Origin of the sequence: Methylosinus sp. RM1 (assembly GCF_011378635.1) — a bacterium.
Classification (GTDB): domain Bacteria; phylum Pseudomonadota; class Alphaproteobacteria; order Rhizobiales; family Beijerinckiaceae; genus Methylosinus; species Methylosinus sporium.
The window spans coordinates 161,494-184,178 of sequence record NZ_WOVC01000006.1; the positions used below are offsets into that span (position 1 = coordinate 161,494).

General features: G+C 66.8%; 21 protein-coding genes. 10 read left to right on the forward strand and 11 right to left on the reverse strand.

Annotated features, from left to right (window positions below; all coding sequences use genetic code 11):
• Positions 1-220: 220 nt before the first annotated feature.
• Positions 221-1,918: an SPOR domain-containing protein gene (locus FMZ75_RS06140; RefSeq protein ID WP_166141709.1), complete on the forward strand. Its 1,698-nt coding sequence runs from the start codon at positions 221-223 to the stop codon at positions 1,916-1,918.
• A 56-nt stretch (positions 1,919-1,974) separates the two neighbouring features.
• Here the strand turns inward: FMZ75_RS06140 and FMZ75_RS06145 are convergent, their stop codons facing one another.
• The gene (locus FMZ75_RS06145) at positions 1,975-2,700 is read right to left on the reverse strand and encodes a DnaJ domain-containing protein (protein WP_166141710.1); all 726 of its coding nucleotides are present in this window, start codon (positions 2,698-2,700) and stop codon (positions 1,975-1,977) included.
• 12 nt (positions 2,701-2,712) lie between these two features.
• Positions 2,713-3,417 carry a VWA domain-containing protein gene (locus tag FMZ75_RS06150; protein WP_166141711.1) on the reverse strand — a complete coding sequence of 235 codons (705 nt, stop codon included), beginning with the start codon at positions 3,415-3,417 and terminating at the stop codon, positions 2,713-2,715.
• Between the two features lie 164 nt (positions 3,418-3,581).
• Here FMZ75_RS06150 and FMZ75_RS06155 point away from each other — a divergent pair, with 164 nt between their 5' ends.
• The gene (locus FMZ75_RS06155) at positions 3,582-4,136 is read left to right on the forward strand and encodes a DUF2478 domain-containing protein (RefSeq protein ID WP_166141712.1); all 555 of its coding nucleotides are present in this window, start codon (positions 3,582-3,584) and stop codon (positions 4,134-4,136) included.
• Here the strand turns inward: FMZ75_RS06155 and FMZ75_RS06160 are convergent.
• Both FMZ75_RS06160 and FMZ75_RS06165 read right to left on the reverse strand, forming a co-directional pair.
• Complete coding sequence (locus FMZ75_RS06160; protein WP_166141713.1) at positions 4,115-5,065, reverse strand: DUF817 domain-containing protein; 951 nt, start codon at positions 5,063-5,065, stop codon at positions 4,115-4,117. The genes FMZ75_RS06155 and FMZ75_RS06160 overlap by 22 nt on opposite strands.
• Before the next feature lie 8 nt (positions 5,066-5,073).
• Positions 5,074-6,084, reverse strand: a complete 1,011-nt coding sequence (locus FMZ75_RS06165; RefSeq protein WP_108917928.1) for an amino acid ABC transporter substrate-binding protein — start codon at positions 6,082-6,084, stop codon at positions 5,074-5,076.
• Positions 6,085-6,224: 140 nt separating this feature from the next.
• On the opposite strand from FMZ75_RS06165, the gene metC reads away from it, so the two are divergent.
• Positions 6,225-7,421, forward strand: a complete 1,197-nt coding sequence (metC, locus tag FMZ75_RS06170; RefSeq protein ID WP_166141714.1) for a cystathionine beta-lyase — start codon at positions 6,225-6,227, stop codon at positions 7,419-7,421.
• Positions 7,422-7,502: 81 nt separating this feature from the next.
• Entirely contained in the window at positions 7,503-7,805 is a 303-nt protein-coding gene (locus FMZ75_RS06175; protein WP_246728802.1) for a hypothetical protein, read from the forward strand.
• A 166-nt stretch (positions 7,806-7,971) separates the two neighbouring features.
• On the opposite strand, the gene FMZ75_RS06180 is transcribed toward FMZ75_RS06175, so the two are convergent.
• The 4 genes from FMZ75_RS06180 to FMZ75_RS06195 are packed head-to-tail and all read right to left on the reverse strand — an operon-like array spanning position 7,972 to position 14,738.
• Positions 7,972-10,050, reverse strand: a complete 2,079-nt coding sequence (locus tag FMZ75_RS06180; protein WP_166141715.1) for a hypothetical protein — start codon at positions 10,048-10,050, stop codon at positions 7,972-7,974.
• On the reverse strand, positions 10,047-12,824 hold the full coding sequence (locus FMZ75_RS06185; protein ID WP_207783307.1) for a DUF4159 domain-containing protein: 2,778 nt from the start codon (positions 12,822-12,824) through the stop codon (positions 10,047-10,049). The genes FMZ75_RS06180 and FMZ75_RS06185 overlap by 4 nt, the downstream gene beginning before the upstream one ends.
• On the reverse strand, positions 12,824-13,747 hold the full coding sequence (locus FMZ75_RS06190; protein ID WP_166141716.1) for a DUF58 domain-containing protein: 924 nt from the start codon (positions 13,745-13,747) through the stop codon (positions 12,824-12,826). Before FMZ75_RS06190 ends, FMZ75_RS06185 begins: the two co-directional genes overlap by 1 nt.
• A 1-nt stretch (position 13,748) precedes the next feature.
• A complete protein-coding gene (locus tag FMZ75_RS06195) occupies positions 13,749-14,738 on the reverse strand; it encodes a MoxR family ATPase (RefSeq protein WP_166141717.1) in 990 nt (329 codons plus the stop codon).
• A 349-nt stretch (positions 14,739-15,087) separates the two neighbouring features.
• Here FMZ75_RS06195 and FMZ75_RS06200 point away from each other — a divergent pair, with 349 nt between their 5' ends.
• Both FMZ75_RS06200 and FMZ75_RS06205 read left to right on the forward strand, forming a co-directional pair.
• A complete protein-coding gene (locus FMZ75_RS06200) occupies positions 15,088-15,348 on the forward strand; it encodes a DUF6111 family protein (RefSeq protein ID WP_108917906.1) in 261 nt (86 codons plus the stop codon).
• A 1-nt stretch (position 15,349) separates the two neighbouring features.
• Positions 15,350-16,594, forward strand: a complete 1,245-nt coding sequence (locus tag FMZ75_RS06205; RefSeq protein ID WP_166141718.1) for a CCA tRNA nucleotidyltransferase — start codon at positions 15,350-15,352, stop codon at positions 16,592-16,594.
• On the opposite strand, the gene FMZ75_RS06210 is transcribed toward FMZ75_RS06205, so the two are convergent.
• The gene (locus FMZ75_RS06210; protein WP_108917904.1) at positions 16,586-16,876 is read right to left on the reverse strand and encodes a hypothetical protein; all 291 of its coding nucleotides are present in this window, start codon (positions 16,874-16,876) and stop codon (positions 16,586-16,588) included. The two genes, FMZ75_RS06205 and FMZ75_RS06210, sit on opposite strands and share 9 nt — an antisense overlap.
• Before the next feature lie 196 nt (positions 16,877-17,072).
• Between FMZ75_RS06210 and FMZ75_RS06215 the strand changes: the two genes are divergently transcribed.
• Both FMZ75_RS06215 and FMZ75_RS06220 read left to right on the forward strand, forming a co-directional pair.
• Positions 17,073-17,327, forward strand: a complete 255-nt coding sequence (locus FMZ75_RS06215) for a hypothetical protein (RefSeq protein ID WP_108917903.1) — start codon at positions 17,073-17,075, stop codon at positions 17,325-17,327.
• A 71-nt stretch (positions 17,328-17,398) separates the two neighbouring features.
• Entirely contained in the window at positions 17,399-19,081 is a 1,683-nt protein-coding gene (locus tag FMZ75_RS06220; RefSeq protein ID WP_166141719.1) for a cation:proton antiporter, read from the forward strand.
• Here the strand turns inward: FMZ75_RS06220 and FMZ75_RS06225 are convergent, their stop codons facing one another.
• Positions 19,082-19,741 (reverse strand): M15 family metallopeptidase, encoded by a 660-nt coding sequence (locus FMZ75_RS06225; RefSeq protein ID WP_166141720.1) that lies wholly within the window; start codon positions 19,739-19,741, stop codon positions 19,082-19,084. It lies immediately after the preceding gene.
• 80 nt (positions 19,742-19,821) lie between these two features.
• Between FMZ75_RS06225 and FMZ75_RS06230 the strand changes: the two genes are divergently transcribed.
• Complete coding sequence (locus FMZ75_RS06230; RefSeq protein ID WP_166141721.1) at positions 19,822-20,319, forward strand: GNAT family N-acetyltransferase; 498 nt, start codon at positions 19,822-19,824, stop codon at positions 20,317-20,319.
• Between the two features lie 4 nt (positions 20,320-20,323).
• On the opposite strand, the gene FMZ75_RS06235 is transcribed toward FMZ75_RS06230, so the two are convergent.
• Positions 20,324-21,523: a DNA methyltransferase gene (locus tag FMZ75_RS06235; RefSeq protein ID WP_142862386.1), complete on the reverse strand. Its 1,200-nt coding sequence runs from the start codon at positions 21,521-21,523 to the stop codon at positions 20,324-20,326.
• Positions 21,524-21,657: 134 nt separating this feature from the next.
• Between FMZ75_RS06235 and FMZ75_RS06240 the strand changes: the two genes are divergently transcribed.
• On the forward strand, positions 21,658-22,683 hold the full coding sequence (locus FMZ75_RS06240) for an N-acetylmuramoyl-L-alanine amidase (RefSeq protein ID WP_166141722.1): 1,026 nt from the start codon (positions 21,658-21,660) through the stop codon (positions 22,681-22,683).
• Positions 22,684-22,685: the final 2 nt, after the last annotated feature.

A 22,685-nucleotide genomic window follows, 5' to 3' on the forward strand; every position in this document is an offset into this window, starting at 1 on the left:
GGACTCCTTGCGCTCAGTTGACAAGATCAACTTATATGCATTGCACAATCGAAGTCAATAACAATGTTGCGATGCAAAACCACAATCCCGAACAGCTTTCGCCTTAACCAGGGGGTAACCTCGCATCGGTAAGATTGTAATCATGTGGCTTTTCGGCAACGCCCGGGCGGACCGGACCGCCGCGGGCGCATGACGGGGCAAGTGAACGGGATCTGGATAGATGACGAAGCGTGGCGTCGCCGATGGGCTCGAGCGTTGGAAATGGGTGGTGGCGTTGGTCGCGGCGATCGCGGCCTTGTCGGCGCTATTCGTCGCCCCCGCCGAGGCGAGGCGCCATCACCATTCCGGCCGGGCCTATCACGCGCGTCACAGCTTCATTCACCATGCCGCGCATCATCGGCGCGGCGGCGCCCATCTGTCCCATGCGGCGCGGCGCGGCGCTTCGACCGCGAGCGGCGGCGGTCCGGCCTTTGCAGCGATCGTCGTCGACGCCAATAGCGGCCGCACGCTCTATGCGCGCAACGAGCACGAGCTGCGCCACCCCGCCTCCGTCACCAAGGTGATGACGCTCTATCTTTTGTTCGAGCAACTCGAGAAGGGCCGGCTGCGCCTCGATTCGCCGCTCGTCATCTCTTCCCACGCAGCGGCGCAGGCGCCGACCAAGCTCGGCCTCGCGCCCGGCCAGACCATCGACGTCGACAGCGCCATCAAGGCCGTCGTCACCAAATCGGCGAACGATATCGCCGCAGCCATCGCCGAGAACATCGCCGGCGACGAGGAGACCTTCGCCGATATGATGACCCGAAAGGCGCATCAGCTCGGCATGAGCCGCACCCATTACGCCAACGCCTCGGGCCTGCCCAATGACGAGCAGATCACCACGGCGCATGATCTCTCCGTGCTCGGCCGCGCGATCCAGGACCGCTTCCCCCGCTATTATCGCTATTTCTCCACCCACGCCTTCGTCTGGCGCGGCCAGTCGCATCGCAATCACAATCATCTGCTCGGGCAGATTCGCGGCGTCGACGGCATCAAGACCGGCTATACCCACGCCTCCGGCTTCAATCTCTTGACCTCGGTGCGGCGCGACGGCCATCACATCGTCGCCGTCGTCATGGGCGGCCGCACCGCCGCCGCCCGCGACCGCGTCATGGCCGGGCTCATCGCCGAGCATATCGGCGACGGCGCCGCGGTCCGCACCGCGCGCGCCATCTCGGAAGGCGAGCCCGCTCCGGCTCCGGTCGCCAGAGCCGAAGAGGAGAAAGAAGAGACGCCCATCGTCGCCGCAGCCGTTACGGCCCCCGCCGCGCCGGCTCCTGCTGCTGCTGGTCCCGCTCTTGCGCCGCGCGTTATGGCGCTCGCCTCGGCGCCGCCGCTTCTCGCGGTTCCGACGCCCGAGCGCGCAGACAAAATTCGTCCGGCTTTCGTCGCCGGCGGACATAAGGCCGCAGAGCCCGCTCCCGTGCAAGCCGGCCGCCGCCAGCTGGAGCCCGCGCGTCGCGACAGCGCCCGCGCGACGACGGACGGCTCCACCGCCGCCAAAGCCGGACATGCGACCAAGCTGGCCGCCGTGACGACGCCGAATGCGCTGCCCGCCCGCATGACGGATACGGATCGCACGCTCGTCGCCCGTAGCGACCGTGGCGAGCCGTCCAAGGCCGAGCAGGCGCGGCCGAATCATTCCGGCTGGATGATTCAGATCGGCGCCACCGACGATGCGGAAAAGGCCCAGCAACTGCTCTCCCGCGCCCGCGCCAAAGGCGTGCCGGCCACCGCCAAGGCCTTCACCGAAAAAGTGCAGAAGGGCCGGGAAACGCTCTATCGCGCCCGTTTCGCCGGGCTCGAGGAGAAGAGCGCTGAGACCGCCTGTCGCGCGCTGAAGCGCTCCGGCTTCTCCTGTTTCACGACGAAAAATTGATTCACCGACCTATTTTTCAAAAAGAGCGACGAGCGTCGAGCGAACAAGGTCGAGCTTCAATGATGATGACGACGCATGAGGACATCTTTGGCTTCGTTGACCCGGGCCGCGAGATCGGTCGTCCCGCCATGGTCCGGATGAAGCTTCTTCATCAGATCGCGGTGCGCCCGCGCAATGTCCTGGCGCGCCGCTCCCTTTTTGAGGCCCAGAATTTCATAGGCCTCATCTTCCGAAATCGTGCCGCCGCGGCGGCTTGGTCCGACGCCGCCCGCATCGGCGCCCCCCGCGTCGCGTCGACCGTCTCCTGTCTGACGCCAGCCGGCAAACCGGCGGTCCATATACACCTCTAGGAGACGCGCGCCTTCCGGGTCGACGTTGCGGCAATGGCGGTAGAGCTCCATCACCGCCGATCGCGTCAGCGCGTCGAGCCGCTTGCCCTCGTCCTTGCCGGCGAGGATCGTGCCGCGGATGGAGCCGCTCGCATGGTCGAGCTCCATCTCGATCATGGCGGAGCGCACGCGCGACACGCCGCCGCCGGCGCTCGCATGGCCGAAGCGCTTGACCCCGCGCGAGAAGGCGCCGAAGAGCCACATGCCGGCCGAGGCCAGCAGCAGGCCGATGTCTATGCGCCCGCGCAAAATGAAGAACAGGCCGAGCGCGATCGTCGCCGCGCCGCCGCCCTTGCGTATCGTGCGGGCCATGGCCGCGGGCGAAGCGCGCGTGAACATGCGCAAGCCGTAGAGCGCGAGGATCAATGCGAGAAATCCGATCAGAACCGGCATGAAGCGGGCTCCTCACCCCATCTGTGACAGAAGAAGACGCGCAGCGTCCTCGCCTTTTGTAGCGCGCCGTTCGAGCTCGGCCAGTCCGCCGGCCGCATAAGCCGCGGCGGCCGACAAAAGTTCGGCGAGGCGGCGCGGCGCCGAGGCGTCGAAAGCGGCATAGGCGCCGCCGCTCAGCCGCGCGATCTCGCGAAAAGCGTCCCCGGCCTGCGCATCGACGCCCTCATGGAACATGAAGGCCTTGACGCCGAGAAGGCCGAGCCGGCCGGCGAGCTCGCAGAGTTCGTCGACATTCTCCTCCATCGCATCGCCGACGAAAACGAGAGCGCCGATGCGGCGCGCGCTCGTTTCCTCGAGCGTATGACGAAACACTTTGGCGATCTGCGTGCGGCCGCCGCGACAGGAGATTTTCGCCATCAGCGCCGCGAGCCCCTGCCCGCCGCCGACGAAGTTCGACGCGCGGCATTCGCCGAAGCCACGAAAATACACGAGCTGCACATCGAGCCCGCCGAGCGCCGCCGTCTCCTCGAACATGCGGCCCTGCAGCGATTGCGCGAGATCCCATGTCGGCTGACGGCTCATGGTGGCGTCGAGCGCGAAGATCAGCCGGCCCCGCTCGGCCGCTGCGCCGACGCGCCGCGCCTCCCGAATGAACGCTTCCACCGCCTGCGCCCGCGCAGAGGGAGAAAGCGGCGCATTGCCTCGTTCATCGCTCACGGCTGTTCACGTCGCGTCCCTGACCGTTTATATCAGATCGGTCGCCGCCCCGGAATGACAAGAGGCGCGAGCCTCGCCGAGCAAGGCCGGCCGCCTATCGACCATGCGAGGATAGGCGAGTCCGCCACGTCTTTCGACCGAAATCGCGACGTGAGAGACATGAGATGACCCTTTACGCTTCCTTGCCTGCAACGGCGCCGATCGCCGCCCTTCCCGGCGAGCCGAGCGCTCAGGCGCAGGCGCTGATCGCCGATTTCGCCCAGCGTCTCGCCGAGAGCGGAGCGCGCGTCGCCGGCGTCACTCAGGCGCGCATCCTCGACGAAGCGACCGGCCGCAGCCGCATCGTGCTGCGTGACGTCGCCGATGGCGCGCTCTATGCGATCTCGCAGGATTTGGGGGCCGGCTCGGTCGCCTGCAATCTCGACTCGAGCGAATTGGCGCTCGCTTGCGCCTCGATAGAGCGGCGCGTCGCCGAGGGCGTCGATCTCGTCGTCATCAGCAAGTTCAGCAAGCAGGAGGCCTCGCGCGGCGGCCTCGCCGACGCATTCCGCGCTTCCATGCTGGCCAAGGTTCCCGTGGTGACGGCGGTGTCGCCGCATTACGTCGAGGAGTGGCGCCAATTCGCCGGCCCGCTGGCGGAATTCCTCGCGCATGATCTCGACGCGCTCCTCGCCTGGTGGCAGCGCGCGCAAAAGGCTCAGCTCACGGGCGCGGAATGATCCGCCAAGCGGCGGCGATGACGCTCGCGTGAGAGTTCCAGCGGCTGGGCGTCCGGCGCGCGCGGCCGCTTGACCGCTATGACCAGCGCATAGCTCACGATCTGCAGCAGGAACCATGAGCCGAGCTTGGCCGCGCCCACGGGCGACCAAACCGCGAGCTGGCTCGGATAGAGCCAGGTGCGGGTGAAGGTTCCGACATTCTCGGCGAGAAAGATGAAGCTCGCGGCGAGCAGCGCCGCCAGCAGCAGCGGCATCGACCGCCAGGAATGATGCACGCGGTAGAAAATCCAGGTGCGCGCGAACAGCGCCGCCGTCGCCGCGAACAGCGCGATCCGCAAATCCCACAGGTAATGGTGCAGGAAGAAATTGCCGTAGATCGCCGCGGCGAGCGCGGCGACCATCCAAATCGGCGGATGGCGGATGAAGCGGAAGTCGAACACCACCCAGGCGCGCATCATATAGCTGCCGATCGCCGCATACATGAAGCCAGTGAAGAGCGGAACGCCGCCGATGCGGAAAAAGGCCGGATCGGGGTAGATCCAGGAGCCGACCGCGGTCTTGAACACCTCCATCGCCGTGCCGACGAGATGAAACAGCAGGATCACCTTGGCTTCCTGCAGGCTCTCGAACCGCGTCGCGAGCAGCAGCGCCTGGATGGCGAGCGCGACGAGGAAGAGAAAATCATAGCGCGCGAGGAAAAATTCGCGCGGATAGACGAAATGCGTCGCGATCAGCAGCCCAACCATCAGAAAACCGAACAGGCACGACCACGCCTGCTTCACGCCGAAGCGTAGAAACTCGTAACTGAGGCGTCGCAATGGCCGCTGCGACGCCCAGCGCGCGAGGCGCGCCTCGGCGATGGCGAAGCGCGCCAATGGCGCCCATTGCGCCGCCGCGCTCGCGCGAGGATCGAAGAATCCCGGCTCCATATCCCCGCTCACCGCACCGGCGGCGCATACATCAGCCCGCCCTTGGTCCATAGCGCGTTGAGCCGGCGCTCCAGGCCGATGGGCGAGCCGGCGCCGAGATTGCGCTCGAAGGCCTCGCCGTAATTGCCGACGTGCTTGACGATGCGATAGACCCAATCGGCCTCGAGCCCCAGCCCATCCACGCGGCCGCCGTCGACGCCGAGCAGGCGCCGCACGCGCGGATCGGCCGATTTCAGCTGCTCGTCGGCGTTGGCGGAGGTCACGCCCAGCTCTTCCGCATCGACCATGGCGAAATGCGTCCAGCGCACGATGTCGAACCATTGGTCGTCGCTCTGCCGCACGATGGGGCCGAGCGGCTCCTTGTCGATGAGCTCGGGCAGAATCGCATGTTCGGCCGGCGCGGCCAGCTCTTGCCGCTTGGCGGCGAGCGTCGAGAGATCGGCGGTCAGCGCCTCGCATTTGGCCTCGGAATAGGCCTTGGCCGCCTCCTCGAATGTCGGGAAGAGCTTGGGCTCGATCGGCTTCACGCCCTCGCGATGAAAATCGACGAGATCGAGCTCGAAGGGCGTGCCCTGCTGCACGCAGACGGAGAGGCCGCCGAGATCGCGCAGCGCGGCGACGGATTTTTTGCGCGCGAGAAATCCCTGTCCGTCGAAAAAGCTGATCGCCGCATAAGAAAGCCCCTGCCCGGCGTCGCGCGCCAGCGTCCAGGCGGCGCCGCGCGCCAGGAGATCGACGACGCCCGATTGCAGCGCCTTCACGCGATCCTTGGCGGAGAGCGTCACGAAGCGCATTTTTTCCGGATCGTCGAAAATGGCGGCGGCGAGCGCGCGGCAGAAATCGACGTCGAAGCCGCTCCAGCGGCCGGCCTCGTCCTGATGCGCGAAGCCCGGCAGGCCATTGCTCGCGCCGCAGATCAGAAAGCCGCGCTTTTGCGCCTGCTCGAGCGTCGAGGCCTGCGCAGCGGCGGCGAGAAGCAGAGATGAGGCGATGACGAGGAAGCGGAACGGAAAGATCATCGGCTCCTCGGGTCGCGGCGTGTGCGGCGGACGATCATTGGACAAATCCTTCTCTATCGCCCATGTCATGCGCGAGCAGCCTATACTGCGGCGCGCGGTCGGCCGCCGCAAATCCGTTCGACGAAACCGATGGGCGAGACATGAGCGAGACTAGAGGACAATCTGGGCGAAAAAAGAAAAGCCGCACCCGCCTCGCCCATGCGGGGCGCGCGCCCTCCGAGCAATTCGGCTTCGTGAACACGCCGATCTATCGCGGCTCCACCGTGCTGTTTCCCGACACGGCGTCGCTCCTCGCCAATCGCGGCGCCTATACTTACGCCACCAAGGGCACGCCGACGATTCGCGCGCTCGAGGAGGCTTGGATCGATATCGCCGGCGCGGCGGAGGCCGTCGCCGTCCCCTCCGGCCTCGCGGCGATCGCCATCGCTCTGCTGACGGCGCTGAAGTCCGGCGACCATCTGCTCGTCACCGATTCCTGCTATCTGCCGGCGCGCATGTTCTGCGACAGCGTGCTGAAGCGCCTCGGCGTCGAGACGAGCTATTACGATCCGCGCATCGGCGCCGATATCGCCGCTCTGATGCGGCCGAACACGACGGCCATATTGACCGAATCCCCGGGCTCGCAGACGCTGGAGGTGCAGGATATCCCCGCCCTCGCCGAGATCGCCCATGCGAAAGGCGCCTGCGTCATCCTCGACAACACATGGGCGACGCCGCTCTTTTTTCCGCCGCATGAGCACGGCGTCGATCTTTCGATCGAGGCCGGCACCAAATATCTCGGTGGCCATTCCGATCTTCTGCTCGGCCTCGTCTCGGCCAATGACAAATGGGCGCGGCGCCTGCGCGCCGCTTACGACGCCTTCGCCATCTGCCCCGGCCCGGAAGATGTCTTTCTCGCTCTGCGCGGGATGCGGACGATGGAATTGCGCCTGCGCGAGGCCGAACGCGCAGGGCTCGAAATGGCGCGCTGGCTGGAGGCGCGCGAAGAGGTCGCGCATGTCATTCACCCAGCGCTCGAGAGCCATCCCGATCATGCATTGTGGAAGCGCGATTTTCTCGGCTCGACAGGCCTGTTCTCCTTCATTTTGAAGCCGGTTCCGCCGGAGGCCGTCGCCGCCATGCTGGATGGGCTGGAGCTGTTCGGCCTCGGCTATTCCTGGGGCGGCTTCGAGAGTCTCGCTCTGCCCTTCGACTGCGCCTCCTATCGCACGGCGACGCAGTGGACGCCCGGCGGCCCGGCGATACGGCTCTCGATCGGGCTCGAGGATTTGGGCGATCTGAAAGAAGATCTGAGCCTTGGTTTCGCGCGGTTGCGCGCGGCGGCGCAAACCCCATGAATTCGAACGGCCGAGATACGTAGTTCCCCCCGATTTCGCCTATCGGCGAAAGCGCTTACTGACGGGGAGAGACGCGACGGAATGTCGCGGAGCGGCGAGCTCGAGGGGAACGGTTTCATGTATGCGCAACGCAGAGCTTTCGATGCCGCGCCGACGTCCAACGAGGTGATGTCCGGCGTGCGGCCTTCGGCCCAGCATGACGCGCTGCTCGCCTCCTATCTGCTCGGCCTCGGACGTGGTCCGTCCGCCGTGCGCAATCTCATCGTCGCCGATCTCGACGGTTTTCTGGACCTCGGACTGAAGCGCCGCGCGGCCGATCAGCTCGTGGTGCTGCGGGCGTTTCTGGCGAGGTTCCCGGAGACGCGACGCTTCGGCGATTGCTGAGGATTTTCGGACAGGGACGCAGAAGAGACCGCCTCTCTTGCATCGGCGAAATCAGCGCCTATTTCCTCGTGCAGACCGATCGACCGAAGTCTCGGCCGGCCGCAATCGACGCCCCGACCTCGGATGAACAGGCGGGGCGTTTTTGCGTCCGCTCCCGTGCTCCCCGTCAGCGGCGGCCTTCCCAGGCCCAGGCCAGCACGATCACGCCGAGCAGCGCCGCGAGACCCCATAGGCCGATCGCCAGCGGCGCCGTCTCGACGCCGATCAGCGCGCTCGCGCCTGTGCGCTTGACTCCGATGTAATCCGCGCCGCCGAAGACCGAGGCTTCCCGCATCTCGACGATGCGGGGGAGAATGACCGCGCCGCCCCTGTCTTTCGACAGACGTCGCACCCTGCCGCCGCTGGCCTCGGCGAGAGGCCGCAGCTTCTCGGAAGTGGAAACCACCTCGCGAAGCTCGCGCGGATTCTCCGGGCCGACATTGACGAGCGCCGTCAGATCGCCGCTCTGAAAGCGATAGAGCCCCATCTCCTTCGCCAGATGATGCGCGCGCGACAGGCCGGGCTCGCCGGGCGCGAGCGTGATCTGCGAGATCGCGCCCGAGGGCGTCGTCATCGTCACCGGCGCGACATTCTCTTCGAGGCTCTGGCGCTCGATCTCTATGTCGCGGCCATGGGCGCTGGCGCGCAGCGCCTCCTCCTCGAGGTCGGGCTCCTTCATCAGCCAATGGGCGAGGCGGCGCATCAGATCGATATGCGGGCCGCCGGTCTGATAGCCGCGCGCCCACAGCCACAATTGATCGGTGAGCAGAGCGGCGACGCGCCCCTTGCCCTCGCGCGAGAGCACGAGCAGCGGCTTGTCATTGGCGCCGGTGAGGATCGAATTGCCCTTCACCACTTCCGTATCGACCTGGCGGAACCACTCGCCCCAGGACGGCGGATTCTTCGCGCCCGCGAGCCCGCGGGTGACGGGATGCTTCTCGCCCTCCTTGCTCACCTTTGCGCGAAAGGCGCGCTCATAGAGCGAGCCGTTCGGCCGCGCCGGAATAATGCTCTCCAGCGGCGAGTAATACAGCCCTTGCACGGTCGCGAAATCCGGCCCGGTCGCGACCAGAAAGGCGCCGCCATTGTCGACATAGCGCAGGATATTGTCGAAATAGACGGAGGGCAGGATCGTCTGGTTCGAATAGCGATCGAAGATGATGAGGTCGAATTCGTTGATCTTGCGGCCGAAGAGATCGGCGGTCGGAAAGGCGATCAGCGAGAGCTCGTGCGGCGGCGTGCCGTCGAGCTTCTCCGGCGGCCGCAGAATGGTGAAATGCACGAGATCGACATTGGCGTCCGAGCGCAAGAGATTGCGCCAGCTACGCTCGCCGGGATTGGGCTCGCCGGAGACGAGCAGAACTTTCAGCTTGTCGCGCACGCCCTCGATCGTGACGACGGCCTTGTTGTTGACCGCGGTCAACTCGCCCGGCAGCGTCGGCGCCTCCAGCTCGACGACATTGGCGCCGCCATGCGCCACGCGCACCGGAATATCGACGATCTCGCCTGCGCGGGCGACGATCGGCTCCAGCGCCTCGCCGTCGCGGCGCGTCGCGATGACGACCGGCTCCTTGCCGCCGAGATTGCTGTCGACGACGCGCGCGCGGATCGTCTGATCCTTGCCGACAATGCCGAAGCGCGGCGCCTCGATGAGTTCGAGCCTACGGTCGCGCTCGCCCTCATGGCCGGTGACGAGCACATGCAGCGGAGCCTTGAAGCCGAGCGCTGCGGCGCTCGCCGGTATGTCGTGAACGATTCCGTCCGTCACCATGATGGCGGCGCCGATGCGCTCGCGCGGAACGTCCTTCAGCCCTTCTTCCAGAGCCTGGAACAATCTGGTGCCGTCGGCCTCTGCGCCGGAACGCGCGGCGTCGATGAAGCGCGGCTCTATGTCGCCGAGCTTCTGCAGCGCCGGCTCGAGCGCGGCCTTCGCCGCCTCGGTTTGCGCCATGCGCTCTCCGAAGCTCTGGCTCTCGCTGCGGTCGAGCACGATGGGAACGATCGTCTTCAAAGGCTCGCGCTGCTCGCGCAGCAGCGACGGATCGGTGAGCGCGAGCAGCACCAGCGCCAATGTCGCGAGCCGCAGAGGCGCGCCGCGCCCGCCCGCGCGCAGCGACAAGAGCGCGACGACAATCGCGGCGACGCTCAGAGCGGCGAGCGCCGGCCAGGGCAGCAGCGGCGTGAAGGCGAGGGAAAGCTCGCTCATTGGCCGAGCCGCTCCAATAGGTCGTGAACATGGACCTGATCGGATTTGTAATTGCCGGTCAGCGTATACATCACGAGATTGACGCCGCCGCGTATGGCGAGCTCACGCTGGCGCGCGCCGCCCGGCGTCAACGTGTAGAGCGGCTGGCCGTTGCGATCCGCCGCCCAGGCGCCGGCGAGATCATTGGAGGTGATGACGACGGACGAGACGCTGTCGGTCGCACGCACGGGGCGCGCCGGATCGTCCTTGCTCTCGGGCGGCAGCGCCTCTACCCAGGTCTTGCCATTGATCGTGCGGCCGTAGAAATTGTCGAGCAGATAAAACGTCTTGGTGATGACGTGATCGCGCGGCGTCACTTCGAGCGGCGGAATGTCGAGATTGCGCGTCAGATCGCGCAGCCATTGCGTCTCCGGCGTCGGCGGCCCGCCCTCATGCGCGGTGAGCGCGTCGCGCGTGTCGAAGACGATGGTGCCGCCCTGCTTGAGATAGAGATCGACCTTGGCGATCGCTTGCGCCGCAGGCAGCGGCGCGGAAGCGACGATCGGCCAATAGAGCATCGGATAAAAGGCCAATTCGTCGCGCGCCGGATCGACGCCGACCGGCGCGCCGGGCGCGAAGGAGGTGCGCTGATTGAGCGCGCGCGACAGAGCCTCGAGGCCGAGCTTGCTGGCCTCGTCGACGCGGGCGTCGCCGGAGACCACATAGGCGAGCCGCGTCGTCAGCGCCGCCTCGCGGTCGCGCGGCGAAGCGGCCGAGGGCGCATCCTTGGCGCGGGCGCCCTGCTGCGCGGCGCTCAGAACGGCCAGCGCGCAAAAAGCGCCGAGAGCGATCGGCGCGGCGCGGCGCAATGCGCCGGACATTGTAAGCAGGATCAGCCAATCGGCGAGCAGAGCGAGGAAGACGAGGCCGAGCAGCCAAGGACGCAGATCGATCGGCGCGCCGGCGCGCAGAGCGGAGACGGCGAGCCCCTGCCCCGAAAAATCGAAAGCGCGCAGATCATCGCCCGCGCGCAACGGCTGCACGGCGATGGGCGCATCGGCGACGCCATAGAAGCCCGGCGGATGCTCGCGATTGGCGCCGCCGTCATAATCGGCGCCGATCGGCCGGGCGGTGGGCGGCGGCGCGCCGAGACGGCCGCGTCCGTCCAGAATGGCGAGCGGCGCCAGAGCCGGCGCGTCGCTGCGCGGGCCATCCTCGGCGCGGCGGGCGGCGGCCTCGCCGCTCTCGGCGGCGATTCGGTGCAGCATGTCGATGAAAAGACCCGAGATCGGCAGATTGGACCAGGCGGCGTCGGCGCTCACATGGAACAGTACGATGAGCCCTTTACCCCGCCGCTCGGCGGTGACGAGCGGCGTGCCGTCGGTGAGCGCCGCCCAGGTCTTGGCCGGCAGGCCCGGCTCCGGCTCGGCGAGAACCTGACGCGTCACCGTCACCTCGTCGGGAACCGCGAGCCCATAGAAGGGACTCGAAGGATCGAAGGGCGCGAGCTTTTTCGGCGTGTCCCAGGACATGGCGCCGCCGAGCACGCGGCCATTGCGGCGCAAGCGCACGGGCGTGAGATCGTCGCCGGCGTTGGCGAGGCGCGCGCCGGCGAAGCGCAGCAGCACGCCGCCCTCCTCGACGAAATGGATCAGCGCCTCATGCGCGTCGCGCGGCAGCGCGCCGATATCGGCGAGGGCGACGATATTGGGCTGCTCGGCGATGAGCTGGGGCAGCGGATCGGCGGCGCCCGGCCGCGGCTCGCGCACCTCGGCGAAAGGCGCGAAGGCTTTTTGCAGATAAAATTGCGGCTCCAGCAGAGGCTGCGCGAGATCGGCGCTCACGCCGCTCAGCACGGCTACCCGGCGCACCTTGGAGCGCCCGTCGAGCAGGGCCACCGCGCCGGCCGAAGCCTCGCCGTCGAGACGCAGCAGCGCCGCCTCATTGCGCAATTCGATCGGCAGATCGAAGCGCGCTTTCGCTTTGTCTCCCGAAAAATCGAAACGCGCTTGCGCCAGCGCGCGTCCCTGCTGGTCGAAGGCGGAGACCGCCCCGGACGCGGGCGCGCCCCCGGCGGCGCGTATGATCTCGACCTCGAGGCCGGCGGCCGTGTTCTGCGGCGCGAGAAGCGCGCGGGGCGCATGATCGCTGGTCAATGTCTCGACTTTCGCGCCGGCGGCGGACGCCGAGCTCAGCGCTTTGGCGAATTGGCTCGCGCCGCCCTGCTCCAATCCATCGGCGATCCAGATAATGCGCCCGTGCGGATTTGCGGCCGCGAATTCGCCGAGCCGCGCGGCGGCGGCGGCGCGATCCGGGACGAAAGGTTGCGGCGCGAGCGCGCGCAGGCGCTCGTCGATCTTGCCGCCATCCTCTCGCGTCGGCGCGGTCTCGGCCTGCGACATGGGCAAAAGAGCGATGGTCGCGCCCGAACGCGCGGCGTCGGCGACGAGCGCGCGCGCCGCCTCGATGCGGGCGTCGAAATCCGGCGCCGCCGGCCAGCCATCGTCGATCGCGATCAGCAGCGGCGCGCCGGAAAAAGAAGCGGTCGCCGCCGGCGTCAACGCCGGGCCGGCCATGGCCAGAACGGCGAAGCCGGCGAGCGCGAGGCGCAGGGCCAATAGCCACCAGGGCGTGCGCGAGGGCGTCTCCTCGCGGCGCAACAGATCGAAGAGCAGGCGGATCGGCGGGAACACGATCTCGCGCGGGCGCGGCGGCGTCACCCGCAGCAGAAAATAAATGGCGGGCAGAGCGAGCAGCCCGAGGAGCGCGAGCGGCGCGGCGAAGGTGAGTCCCATCAGACGCGCTCCAATCCCGAGGCGAGCGCAAAGCTCAGGGACAAGGCCGCCTCCGCCGCGGGCCGGTCGGTGCGGTGAATATGCAGCGAGAAGCCGACGGCGGCCGCGGCTCTGGCGATCTCGTCCCTATGCCGGGCCAGACGCTCGACATAGGCGTCGCGCCAGGATTGGGCGCGGCCGGCGCGCAGCGTCGCGCGGCTGTCGGTGTCGAGAAAAATCGTCTCGCCTTCGAAGGGAAAGGTCTCCTCCGCCGGATCGGCGATCATCATCAGCGCGCCCGCAGCGCCATTTCCCGCGAGCGCCGCCAGACGCTCGGCGAGCGCCTGCGGATCGCAGAGAAAATCGGAGATCAGCAGCGCCTTGGCGCCGCCGGGGAGCGCCGCCCCCTCCGGCAATTCGCCGCGCGCCGACGCACCCGCCGAGACGAGCGCCTGAGCGAGGCGCTCGATAATGTCGCGCGTCGACATGGGATGTGTGAGGCCGAGAAGCCCGATCCTTTCTCCGCCGCGCATGAGCACGTCGGCGAGCGCGAGGCCGAGCGTCAGCGCGCGGTCGAGCTTGGGCTCCAACGCCAGCGAAGAGACGAAACCCATGGAGGGCGAGCAATCCATCCACAGAAAATAGGAATGGGCGGCCTCCCATTCCCGTTCGCGCACGAAGAGCCGATCATCGCGCGCCGAGCGGCGCCAGTCGATGCGATGCGCGGCCTCGCCGGCGCCGAAGGGCCGGAACTGCCAGAAATTCTCGCCGGTCCCGGCGCGGCGGCGACCATGCGCGCCATGAACGACCGTCGCCGCCACCTCCCGCGCGCGGATGACGATATCCGGCAGCCGGCCGGCGAACTCGGCGGCGTCCACGCCGCGGGCGCGCGCGAGCCGTTCGGAAATATCGAAAGCCTCGGTGGAAACCGCCGGTCCCGCCACCTCAGCCGATCCTCGAGACGAGCTTGTCGACGAGGCCGGCGACGGTCTTGCCCTGCGCGCGCGCGGCGAAGGTCAAGGCCATGCGATGACGCAGCGCCGGCGCGGCGAGCGCGGCGACATCGTCCAGCGAGGGCGACAGCCGCCCGGAGAGCAGCGCGCGCGCGCGGGTGGCGAGCATCAGGGCCTGCGCCGCGCGTGGGCCCGGCCCCCAGGCGACATGGGGCGCGATCTCCGGATCGCCCTCCCCCGGCCGCGCGGCGCGCACCAGATCGAGAATCGCGTCGACGATCCTGTCGCCGACCGGCAATTGCCGCACCAGCCTCTGGGCGGTGATCAGCTCGTCGGCGGAAAGAGTCTTGCGCGCCTCGGTCACGCGGTCGCCGGTGGTCTCCAGCAATATGCGCCGCTCGCTGGCGCGGTCGGGATAATCGACGTCGATCTGGAGAAGAAAGCGATCGAGCTGCGCCTCCGGCAGAGGATAGGTTCCCTCCTGCTCCAACGGATTTTGCGTCGCCAGAACATGGAAGGGCCGCGGCAGATCGTGACGCTCACCGGCGACGCTCACATGATATTCCTGCATCGCCTGCAGCAGCGCCGATTGCGTGCGCGGCGAGGCGCGGTTGATCTCGTCCGCCATCAGCAATTGCGCGAAGATCGGGCCTTTGACGAAGCGGAAGACGCGCTTTTTGTCGGCGGTCTCCTCGAGCACCTCGGAGCCGAGAATATCGGCCGGCAGCAGGTCCGGCGTGAATTGCACGCGCCGCTCGTCGAGGCCGAGCACGCGGCCCAATGTCTCGACGAGCTTGGTCTTGGCGAGTCCGGGCACGCCGACGAGCAGGCCATGGCCGCCGGCGAGCAGAGTGACGAGCGCCTGCTCGACCGCCTCCTCCTGGCCGAAGATCACGGTGGAAACGGCGGCGCGGGCGCGGCCGATCTCGTCGAGGACACGCTCGGCGGCGGCGGGAGCGCTGGCCAGATCTTGCTCGGTCATTGACTGTCCTTCGATGACTGCCCTGCGATCGGCGACGACGGCCGCGTCGCAGTTTCCCCCTAGGATAAGCCGGAAAGGACGCTTGTCGACGTTAAAGAATGTTTAATTTCGGCCCCGGGATCGGCTCGGCCGGACAGATGGGTCGGCGGCAAAAATGGCTTTTTGAGGCTCGCGCGACGGGACGCTCGGCGGTCGATATGCGCGCCCTTTGCGCGGCTGCCGCTCCCGAGGAGGCCGGCGGCGGCCTGTGCTATAGTTTCGAGCGAAGTCCGGCGAGCGATTCCGGAGATCGTCATTCCTTCGAACGTCTTCGCCGGCTCCGGCCGCCGATCTACCGAGAGGCGTCCCCATGTGGCGGGTCATCGTTCAGCCGGCGTTGCTCTTCGTCACGCCCTTCGTCGCCTATGCGCTCTATCTGTTGGCGCGTCGGCGCTGGCCCTTCGTGGCGGCGCTGTGGACACGCGGCGTCGTCTCGTCGCTGGCCATCGCTGGGCTCGCCATCGCGATCGCCGGATTTGTTTTTCTGGCTCTGCTGTCGCCGCGCAACGAGGGAACCTATGTCCCGGCGCATATAGAGGACGGCCGGCTCGCGCCCGGCCGCTTTCAGTGATTTGCCGATCCGCCTGCTCGACAATCCGAAAATCATCCGCCTGCTCGAGGCGCTGCGCGCGACCGGCGGCGAGACGCGCATCGTCGGCGGCGCCGTGCGCGACTCCCTGCTCGGCCGCGCGCCGCACGAGATCGACCTCGCCACCACGGCTCTGCCCGAGGCCGTGACGAAGGCGGCGGCGGCGGCCGGACTCAAGAGCGTGCCGACCGGCGTCGAGCACGGCACGATCACTGTGGTCGTCGAAGGAACGCCTTTCGAGGTGACGACGCTGCGCGAGGATGTCGAGACCTACGGCCGTCACGCCAAAGTGCGCTTCGGCGACGATTTCGAGACCGATGCGCTGCGGCGCGACTTCACCATCAACGCTCTTTCCCTTTCGCAGGATGGAAAGCTCCATGATTACGCCGGCGGGCTCGCCGATCTCGAGGCGCGGCGCGTGCGCTTCATCGGCGATCCTGCCGTCCGCATCGCCGAGGATCATTTGCGCGTCCTGCGCTTCTTTCGCTTTCACGCGGCTTTCGGCGAGGGGGCGCTCGACGCCGCCGGGCTTCATGCGGCGATAATCGCGCGGGCGAGCCTCGCCAAGCTCTCCGGCGAGCGCATTCGCGCCGAAACGCTGAAGCTTCTCGCGGCGCGCCGCGCGGTGGAGGTGGCGCGCGAAATCTCGCAAGCCGGCGTGCTGGAAGTCGTCGTCGGCGCCACTTTTCCAGCGCGGCTCGCACGGCTGGCCGCGGTCGAGGCGACGCTCGCCCATGCGGTCGATCCGCTGCTGCGCCTCGGCGCGCTGGCTGCGCTCATTCCCGAGGACGCCGATCGTCTGCGCGAGCGGCTGCGGCTCTCCAACGCCGAGCACCGCCGATTGGCTCATGCGACGCGACTGCTCGAGGGACTGCACGGCGCCGCCTCGCCGCCGTCCGAACTGGAGCTGACGCGGCTTCTCTTCGAGCATGGCCGTCAGAGCGCCCGCGACGCTCTGACGCTGGCCCATGCGGAAAGCTCCGCCGCGCCCGATGCGGAATTCTGGCTGCGCGCCGCGCGCTTTCTGGCCGAGGCGTCGGCGCCGGATTTTCCGGTCAAGGCCGCCGATCTGATGGCGCGCGGTCTCTCGCCCGGCCGCGCGCTCGGCGCTGTGCTGAAGGAATTGCAGGCGAAATGGATCCGGGCCGGCTTTCCGCGCGATCCGGCGACGGTGACGCGGCTCGTCGAAGAGGCGACGCGCGAGGCTCTACTCCCAAAATCACAATAGGCTGCGCCCGAACATCAGCACCGCCGCGAACAGGCAGAGCATGGAAAGAACGAAGAGAAGATCGGCGATCAACTCGTAATTGATCGGCGCGGGCAGCTGCAGCATGGAGGCGAAAGAAAAGAGGCAGGCGCCGACGAAGCCGACAGCCGAGACCATGGCGACCTCGTCCAGCAGAGTGCCGCCGCTCGCGCCGCTGATTTTCAGGCCGGTGATCAGCACGAAGCATATGCCGAGCAGGCTGGAGGCCGCGTTCAAAATATGCGGCTGGCGATTTTGTGACATATTTCCGCGTCTTGCTCCGCTGGAGCGGCTCCTTCCGAACATCTGGGGTGGAGCATCGCTGCGGCCAGAGCCTCCCCGCTGCGACGCGCGAGGCCGCGCCGAAGGCGGAAAATACTCGGCGTCGCTTTGCGTACGGCTTTTCTTTTCGGCGTCGAGCGCGCTATCATCCCTCCTGTCGGGGCCGCAGGAGTTGCGTATGGGCGTCGAGACGAGACAGCCGAGAGACGTCGCGCGTCGGCTCGCCGATCGCGCCCGCTATGTCAAAAGCGCGCGCAGCGACGGCTGGCGACGCGAGACCTTCACGCTCGAGCGTGGCGAGGCCCGCGCCAAAGCGCGCGAATGGTTCGATCTCTACCCCAAAGCCGCCTATATGACCGAGATCGAGTTCTGGCGAGAGCTCGAGGACGGCCGTATCGAATTCACCATCCGACGCCTGCCCAGCGCGGACTGAGCCGCGCCCTCCTCCGATCGCTCCGGCGCTCGAATTGCTCTATTCGAGGGTCTCGCGTTCCAGGAGGGAAGATGCAACACGGAGTCGATCTCGTCACGACTCTCGCCGCCGCGCTCGGCCTCGCGCTTTTCATGGGGCTCATCGCCGCCAAGCTGCGGCTCTCCCCGCTCGTCGGCTATCTCTTCGCCGGAATATTGATCGGCCCGGCGACGCCCGGATTCGTCGCCGATGTGGCCCTCGCCGATCAGCTCGCCGAGATCGGCATTATTCTGCTGATGTTCGGCGTCGGCCTGCATCTCTCGCTCGACGATTTATTGTCGGTCCGCCGCATCGCCGCGCCGGGCGCCATCGTGCAAATGGCCATCGCCACGGCGCTGGGCGTCGGCGTCGCCACCTATTGGGGCTGGCATTTCGGCGCGGCGCTGATCTTCGGCCTCTCGCTCTCCTGCGCCAGCACCGTGGTGCTGCTGCGCGCGTTGGAGGAGCGCGGCGAGATGGACACGATCAACGGCCGCATCGCCATCGGCTGGCTCGTCGTCGAGGATTTGGCGACCGTTCTGCTGCTGGTGCTGCTGCCGCCGGCCGCCGGCCTGCTCGGCGGCGGCGATCCAGACGCAATGACGGGCGAGACGAATCTATGGCCGATCGTCGGCCTGACGCTCGCAAAAGTGGCGGCCTTCGTCATTTTGATGCTGGTGGTCGGGCGCTGGCTGTTCCCCCGGCTCTTGTTCTGGGTGGCGGGCGTCGGCTCGCGCGAGCTGTTCACGCTCTGCGTCGTCGCCACGGCGATCGGCGTCGCCTATGGCTCGGCCAAGCTCTTCGACGTCTCCTTCGCGCTAGGCGCTTTTTTCGCCGGCATGATGATGCGGGAATCCGAGTTCAGCCATCGCGCCGCCGACGAGTCCCTGCCGCTGCGCGACGCTTTCTCCGTCCTGTTCTTCGTCTCGGTCGGCATGGCCTTCGATCCGCGCGCTTTCCTCGAGGAGCCCTGGCGCGTGCTCGCCGTCGTCGGCATCGTGATGGTGGGCAAGACGCTGGCCGCCGTCGGCCTCACCCTCACGCTGCGCTATCCGCTGGACACGGCGCTGACCGTCGGCGCCAGCCTCGCGCAGATCGGCGAATTCTCCTTCATTCTGGCCGGGCTCGGCGTCTCGCTCGGCCTCATCTCGCCGGACGGCCGCAATCTGATCTTCGCCGGCGCGCTCGTCTCCATCGCGCTCAATTCGCTGGTCTTCGTCGCGATCGAGCCGATCCGCGCGCGCCTCGGACAAAAGGCGCGCTCATTGGACCCGCTCGCGGAATTGCCGGCGAACGTCGACGATGCGCGGCTGACCGGCCAGATCGTTCTGGTCGGCTATGGGCGCGTCGGCCGCCGGATCGGCGAGAAGCTGCTCGAATGGCGAACGCCCTTCGTGGTGATCGAGCAAAATCGCGAGCTGGTGGAGTCGCTGCGCGCGCAAGATATCGCCGCCGTCTGCGGCGACGCCTCCGAGCCGGCTTCGCTGGCGCAGGCGCATATCGCGCAAGCGAGCGCGCTGATCGTCGCGACGACCACCGACAGCTGCGACCTCCAGCGGATGATCTCGGCGGCGCGACGCGTCAATCCCGCTGTAAGCGTCGCGCTGCGCGCCCGCGACGCGGCGGAAGCCGATCTGCTCGAGAGCGAGCAGATCGGCCGCGTCTTCACGCCGGAAGTCGAGCTCGCCGCCGGTATGCTCGACTATTTGCGCCAGCGTCTCGACAAGGACGGCTGACTATTCGATCTCGACGTCATAGCTCGGCGCCTCGCCCGCGCCGGCGAAAGCGAAATGCCACCATTCGGTCGGCAAATTGTGGAAGCCGTGGCGGCGCATCAGCGTCTCGAGGCGGCGCCGATGCTCCTGCGCCTCGGCGCTCACATCCCTATTGGCTGTCCAGGAGCGCTCGTCGAAGAAATCGAAAGGTGTGCCGAAATCCCAGCCCAGCACGCCGAGATCGACAGCGAGCCCGGTCGAATGCGAAGATTTCTCGGCGATATAGCCGCGCGCGAACAGGTCGCGCTTGGTCTCATGCGGATAATATTGCGCCTTCATGCTTTCGTCCGGGCTCTTCGCCCAATCGATGAAGGCGGCGACGGCGCGGCGCGGACGATAGCAATCATAGAGGATGAGCTCGAAACCTTGCGCCTTGGCTTCCGCCTGGACGGCGATGAGCGCCTCGGCCGCATCCTCGCGCAGCCAGCATTGCGCGGCCTTGTAGCCGGGCGCGGGGCGGCCGGTGAAATTATCGGCGCCGGCGTAGCGCATATCCTGCACGATCTGCGGCGCGAGATCGGCGAGCCGCACGAATCCCGGCGGAAGCGATGCGGCAGTGGCGGCGCAAGCGACGCAGGCGCCGGCGGCGGCGACAATGTCGCGGGTGGCTTTGGAGGTCATGGGGCGGCCCAAGTGTTGACGATGGCGCGGCGTGACGTCAGTCTTACCGTAGAGATCGGCCCAATCAAAGGCATAGAGACATGCTCATCCGGGACGAGAGCGGAGCGGATCGCATCGCGATTCGAAAGGTCGTCGCCGTCGCCTTCGAAGGTCATCCATTCAGCAATGGGCGGGAAGGCGAACTCGTCGACGCGCTTCGCGCGGCCGACGCCCTGACGCTGTCGCTCGTGGCGGAAGATGACGACATTGTCGGCCATCTCGCCGTGTCGCCTGTCTCGATCGACGGAGCCTCGCTCGGCTGGTTCGGCCTCGGTCCGATCGCCGTCCTGCCCGAGCGTCAACGGCGAGGAATTGGCGCGGCTCTGATCGGCGTTGCGCTCTCACGCCTGCGCGCAGCGAATGCGGAGGGCTGTGTCGTCTTCGGCGATCCGAAATATTACGGCCGCTTCGGATTCGATATCCATGCCGGCCTTCGCTTCATCGGCGGTCCGCCGGAGCTGTTCTCGGCGCTTCCCCTGGCGTCGCCGATCGCGACCGGCGTTGTCGATTATCATCCGGCATTCGCGCTGGTCGGCTGAGGCGCTAAATCCGTCGCAACGTCACCACGCGGTTCGTGTTCGTGCCTTTGGCGTTGTTGCCGACTCCCCAGCAATTGCTGGTCTTGGTGAAGCTCTGGCTGTTCACCAGCACGAACAGCCGCTCGAAAGGCAGCCCCTCGGCGGCGCGCCAGACGAGCCGCTCCAGCAAGACTTTGCCGCCGCGCACCTCGCCGACCTCGAAGGCCACATGCCCGCCGGGTGCCACGATGCGCGCGAATTCCGCGAGGCAGGCGCGCACCATCCGCTCCCAGTCCGCCTCGCTGCGATGCGCGGAGATGCGGACCGCATCCGTATCGACGCCGGCGAACCAATTGCGCATCCAATTGTCGCTCGCATATTGCACAACGTCCAGAAAGGGCGGCGAGGTGACGACGAGCCGTACTTCCGCGTCGCCGGCATAGGGCGCGCGCCAGGCTTCGCTGGTGGCGAGCACGGCGGGCGGATGCGGCGGCGGCGCGCCATCGGCGAGCAGCGCGCGCGATTTGCGCAGGATCAGCGCCGCCACATCGCGCAAAGGCGGCGTCTGCTTGCGCTTGGCGTTGATCTTGGCCTGCGCCTCGACGGAAACCGCCTGGTTCGGCGGCAGCGAATAGACCGAGAAAAAGCCGGGCGAGTGGCCGGTCAAGCGATTGATCGCGACCATGCGAATCCAATCGTCGACCGCATCCGTGTCGCGCTCGAGCAGATGCCGGCGCAGCGCGCAGAGGCGGCGCAAAGTTTCGGGATGATAGAAGACGAGAAGATCGCTTCGCTCGATCTCGCCTTGCTCCCAAGGGATTTCGACGAGGCGTTTCTCTATGGCCGCGAGCGGCGGCGGCGAGAGGCGCGGGCGCGTCAGCAGAATGGAGAGCGGATTGATATCCGCGCCCATGGGTCGCCGTCCTTGCAACGCGGCCTCGAGCGGCGTGGTCCCGCGGCCCATGAAAGGATCGAGCACAGCCTCGCCCGGCGAGGTGAGACGCGAGATGAAAAAGCCCGGCAGCTGCGGCTTGAAGCAGGCGCGATAGCTGATCTCGTGCAGAGAATGCGCCTGCCTTTGCGCCGAGGTCCAGAATTCATTGACGAGATAGAGGAGGCCCTCCTCCTCTATCCGCCGCGTCGGCGCGCCGAAAGCGTCGAAGCAAGTCACCTCCCGCATCAAATCGGCGATGTCGAATGTCGATCGCGCCATCCCGGAATACATCAAATGTCCCTTCGGACGAAAAACGGCATCCGGCTCCCCGACTGCGCTTTCGCTTCGCTCGACCCTCTGCTAAAGTAACGTTCTAGCCATTAGAATCTCGTTTTGATCGATATAAAAAATTGGAGGAGAAAGCGATGTCCATCTGGACTGACCTCGTCGATTTCTACAAAAACTTCAGCGACGCGTCCCCCGCGCTGAAGGCCGCCAGCCTCGCGCAGTGGATCGTCGAGTCCGCGCGAGGAACGAGCGTTCTCGCGACACAGCATCTCAATTTCGGCGGAATCAAATTCAGGCAGAGAATGCAGGGATACGCCACGCCCGTCGATTACCGTGGCAGCGACGGCGAACTGACAACATACTGCAAGTTCGCCACGGTGGACTCATTCGTTCAAGGATATTGGCATTTCATCTCGTCGGGCCCATATGACGATTATCGGACGTATGAAAACGACGCCGCCGGCTACCTTCGTTATATCGCGGGACAAGGTTACGCCGCCGATAGCAACTACGTCGCCGTCGCGCTCGGCGTGCTCGACGAAGCGGAGCGCCTCCTCGGTCAGAGCGATCGGAACTCAACGCGCTCACCATCGTTCCGGGTCGCCATAGTTGTCGGGCACAATCGCAGGTCGCCCGGCGCTTTCGCTGAAGCGCCGGTCAATGATCACGAATTTCATTTCAACAGTATAGTCGCTCAAGCCCTCAAGGAGGAGGCTTGGCATTACAATCTCGAAGCCAAAGTATTTCTACGTGAGCCCAACACGTCCTATAGCGCCGAGATCAAAGCTGTTTATGATCAAGCGAAGGCGTGGGAGGCTGGCTGCTCGGTCGAGTTGCATTTCAACAGCGGGCCGCCTAGCGCCACCGGCGTGTCCGTGCTGTGTCGGCGAGATATCACACGACCGCGTGCACTCGCGGAATCGTGCCAGTCTAGCACGGTTGAGGCGATTGGCCTGCGCGACCGTGGCGTCACGCTCGTCGATCGATCGGATCGGGGAGGCGGCTCTTTGTATGCGCTCGACGACGTGCCGAGCATACTCGTCGAGCCGTTCTTCGGCTCGAACAGAGACGATTGCGTGAAAATCGCTAGTCTAGGACCAACGGCTTTGGCGCTCGCTTATCTGCGAGGGGTCCGCAGCTGGGTGGAGTCGACGATCGCTTGATA